This is a genomic window from Binatus sp. (SeqCode) (assembly GCF_035272065.1).
GTDB lineage: Bacteria > Desulfobacterota > Binatia > Binatales > Binataceae > Binatus.
The window spans coordinates 1-2,383 of sequence record NZ_DATEQZ010000039.1; the positions used below are offsets into that span (position 1 = coordinate 1).

Sequence of the window (2,383 nt, forward strand, 5' to 3'; positions counted from 1 at the left end):
ATCCTGCTCCCCAAGATCGATGGCCTCTTCGAGCATCCGCTCGATTTCATCGTCCGTCAGTCCGTAGCTCGGCTTGACGTCGACCGAATGCTCGCGGCCCGTGCGCTCATCGCGCGCATTGACATTTAGTATCCCGTTTGCATCGATGAGGAAAGCGACCTCGATGCGCGGGACACCTGCCGACTGAGCCTGGATCGGGCCCAGCTTGAAGCGCGCTAAACTACGGCAATCCTTAGCAAGCTCTCGCTCTCCTTGCAAAACATGGATATCAACATGCGTTTGATTATCCACAGCCGTAGTGAAACCTTCAGCTACGCTGGTCGGAATAGTGGTATTACGATGTATAAGACGTTCCATCACGCCGCCCATCGTTTCGATACCGAGCGACAGCGGAACAACGTCGAGCAGGAGCATGTCGCCCTGCGTGCCCATTAGCACAGAAGCTTGAACTGCGGCTCCCAGAGCGACTACCTGGTCGGGATCTATCGAGCACAGGGGTTCCCGATGGAACATCTCGGCGACGCGGCGGCGGACCAGCGGCATGCGTGTCGAGCCGCCCACCAGCACGACGGCGTCGATGTTGGCGGGGGTCAGCTTGGCGTCGGCGACAGCCAGTTCGCATCGCTTAAGGGTGCGCGCGATTAACGGCGCCGCCATCTGCTCGAGGGCGTCGCGCGTGAGGTGCTTGCGAATCGAATGGCCGGGGAGCTCGACGACGATGTCTGTCTCGGCGATGTCGGTGAGGCGTTTCTTGGCGTCCTCGGCGGCCATGCGCGCGCTGTTCCAGACGTGGCGATCGAGCTTGAGCGTGCCGGGAAGTTCGGCGAGCAGCCAATCGACGAGCGCGCGATCGATATCGTCGCCGCCGAGATGCGTGTCGCCGTTGGTCGCGAGCACCTCGAAGATTCCCTCCTTGATGCTGAGAATCGAGATGTCGAAAGTGCCGCCGCCGAAATCGAACACCGCGACGTTGCCGGCCGCCATCTTGTTGAGGCCGTAGGCGAGCGACGCCGCAGTCGGCTCGTTCACCAGGCGCACGACTTCGAGGCTGGCGAGCCGGCCGGCGTCCTTGGTAGCCTGGCGCTGGCCGTCGTTGAAGTAAGCGGGCACTGTAATTACGACGCGCTCGATTTTTTCATCTTTGCCAAGTGCGCGTTCGGCGCCGTCTTTGAGCGCACGCAGAATCTCGGCGGAAATTTGCGACGGCGTGAAGACGCGCTTGCCGATTTGAAAGCGCACGACCGGGCCGCTTAAGTCGGCGAACGTGTAGCGCGCGCGATCTTCGGGTGCGATTTCGTCACCGCCGAGTCCCATATAACGCTTAACGGATCGTATTACTGCGCCGTATTCGCCGCCGGCGAAGCCGACCGCGCTCACGCGGCCGTCCCGCTCGACGGTGAGGTGCGGTTCCATCTCGATTGCGCGCTCGCCGACGGTCACGGCGCCGTCAGGCGCAATCGCAACGACGCTTGGCAGCAACGCGCTGCCCTTCTCGCCGACGGCGATCACGCACGGCGCGCCGCCTTCCATCGCGGCAATCAGGCTGTTGGTGGTGCCGAGGTCTATGCCAAAAATTCGGGACACTTCAATTTGTCAGGCGGCCTTTGAGTTATCGAGCGCGCGATCGACGTCGCGAATCAGGGTGCGCAGATACGCGATATTCGAAAGGATCGTCTTCAATTCCAATATAAGCATTTTTTTGTCGGCCGGCTGATCCCATTTCGCGAAATGTCGCTCAAGCTCCGCCAGGCTCTCATCCATCGTGAATTGAAGCTGAATGCGCCGCGCTGCGATCTGAGTTGCGAGTTCGTGCGCCGCTTCAGGGTCCGTCGATAGCTGCATCTCGGCGATTTGCTCCTGCACCTCGAAGACCAGCTCTGCTACTTCGGGCGGCACGCGCTTGTTGTTCTCGCCGAGCTTCTCGCCGTTGAGTTCGAGCCAGTAGAGACCACGCGCAACGGGATCGCGCAGCGTGCGGTAGCTGCGGGTCAGCGTCGCGGTCGCGCGGACACTCGCGTCGCGGACTTTGGGCCCCTTCGATGCGAACCGGTCGGGATGAATCATCCGGCTCAATTCGTGATAGCGGCGCTCAAGTTCGTCGAGATCGATCGTCAGCTTGCGCGACAGGCCGAGCGCGGCGAAACAATCGAGCGGCGCCGCGAGGGGCGAGCCGCAATCAACGCAAATTAGCGACGGCTCCTGCCGCCTTCCACATGAAGGGCATTCGATCATCTTGAGGCTGCAGTCCCCACGTCCGCTCGTTCATACGACGAACGATTCTCCACATCCGCAACTGCGCTTGGCGTTTGGATTGACGACCTTGAAGCCCGACGACATCAGTTCTTCGCCGTAGTCGAGCTCGGAGCCGTTGAGGTAGAGAAAA

General features: G+C 61.1%; 2 protein-coding genes. Both read right to left on the bottom strand.

From position 1 onward, the window contains the following. Positions 1-1,584, bottom strand: a 1,584-nt coding sequence (gene hscA, locus VJX68_RS06640; RefSeq protein ID WP_324094884.1) for a Fe-S protein assembly chaperone HscA, incomplete at its 3' end; no start/stop codon positions are given. A 9-nt stretch (positions 1,585-1,593) separates the two neighbouring features. After that, on the bottom strand, positions 1,594-2,232 hold the full coding sequence (gene hscB / locus VJX68_RS06645) for a Fe-S protein assembly co-chaperone HscB (protein WP_324094885.1): 639 nt from the start codon (positions 2,230-2,232) through the stop codon (positions 1,594-1,596). Positions 2,233-2,383: the final 151 nt, after the last annotated feature.

Bases quoted from the DNA above. Each gene is read 5' to 3' on its own strand.
- hscB (WP_324094885.1), bottom strand. From the start codon at position 2,232: ATGATCGAATGCCCTTCATGTGGAAGGCGGCAGGAGCCGTCGCTAATT.